This window comes from Bacillus sonorensis NBRC 101234 = KCTC 13918 (genome assembly GCF_001592005.1).
GTDB lineage: Bacteria > Bacillota > Bacilli > Bacillales > Bacillaceae > Bacillus > Bacillus sonorensis.
In genome coordinates, this window is record NZ_BCVZ01000053.1 from 1 (window position 1) to 1318 (window position 1318).

Consider the following 1318-nt stretch of genomic DNA (forward strand, 5'->3'; position numbering starts at 1 on the left):
TACCCGGGTGAACGCATGTACAAAACCGGGGATTTGGCGCGCTGGCTTCCTGACGGACATATTGAATTTCTCGGCCGCACGGATGATCAGGTGAAAATCCGCGGCTACCGGATTGAACCGGGAGAGATTGAAGCGGCCCTCCGAAGCATAGAAGGCGTCAGGGAAGCGGCCGTAACCGTACGGGCTGACGGCGGTGAGGCGGAATTATGCGCGTATGCGGAAGGGCTCGGAAGAAACGAAGTACGGGCGCGGCTTGAGAGACTTCTGCCGGGCTACATGATTCCCGCTCATATCATTGAGATGGAAAAATGGCCGGTTACGCCGAGCGGAAAGCTTGACCGAAACGCCCTGCCCGCTCCTGACGGAGCGGCAGATCAGGAAACCTACACAGCGCCAAAAAATCTGACGGAAATGAAGCTTGCCCAGCTGTGGGAGGACGTGCTGAAAAGCGGCCCTGTCGGGATTCACGACAACTTTTTTGACCGGGGCGGCCATTCCTTAAAAGCGACGGCGCTTGTCTCCCGGATCGCCAAGGAATTCAGCGTACAGGTGGCGCTAAAGGATGTGTTTGCCCATCCGACAGTGGAAGGGCTCGCTACTGTCATCCGTGAAGGAACGGACAGTCCGTACGAAGCGATGAAGCCGGCTGAAAAACGCGAAACCTACCCGGTGTCTTCAGCCCAAAAGCGGATGTATGTCCTTCAGCAGCTGGAGGACGGAGGCACAGGCTACAATATGCCGGCCGTGTTGGAGCTGGAAGGGAAGCTTGATCTTGAAAGGCTGGATACAGTATTCAAACAGCTGATCAAGCGCCATGAGTCGCTTCGGACATCCTTTGAACAGGACGCAGGCGGCGAGCCGTTACAGCGCATCCATGACGAAGTGTCATTTACATTACAGACAGCAGCCCTCGGCGAACAAACCGAACAAGAAGCCGCATCCGCGTTTATTCAGCCGTTTGATCTCAGCCAAGCCCCTCTGTTCCGTGCCCAAATCGTAAAGGTATCAGATGAGCGGCACCTGTTGCTGGTTGATATGCATCACATTATTTCAGACGGTGTTTCCGTCAACATTCTGATTCGGGAATTCGGCGAGCTTTACAACAACCGGACCCTTCCGGCGCTTCACATTCAATACAAAGACTACGCCGTATGGCAGGAGAAGTTTAAAAAAGGAGACACGTACAAGAAGCAGGAAGCGTACTGGCTGAAGCAGCTCGAAGGCGAGCTGCCTGTGCTGGATCTGCCGGCTGATCATACCCGCCCGCCGGTGCGAAGCTTCGCGGGTGATCAGGTTGCATTTACGCTTGATGAAAAGC

At 55.1% G+C, this 1318-nt stretch carries 1 protein-coding gene; it reads left to right on the forward strand.

Going from position 1 to position 1318, the window contains the following annotated elements:
* Positions 1 to 1318, forward strand: a 1318-nt coding sequence (locus BTR1S_RS21435) for a condensation domain-containing protein (RefSeq protein WP_156483229.1), incomplete at both ends; no start/stop codon positions are given.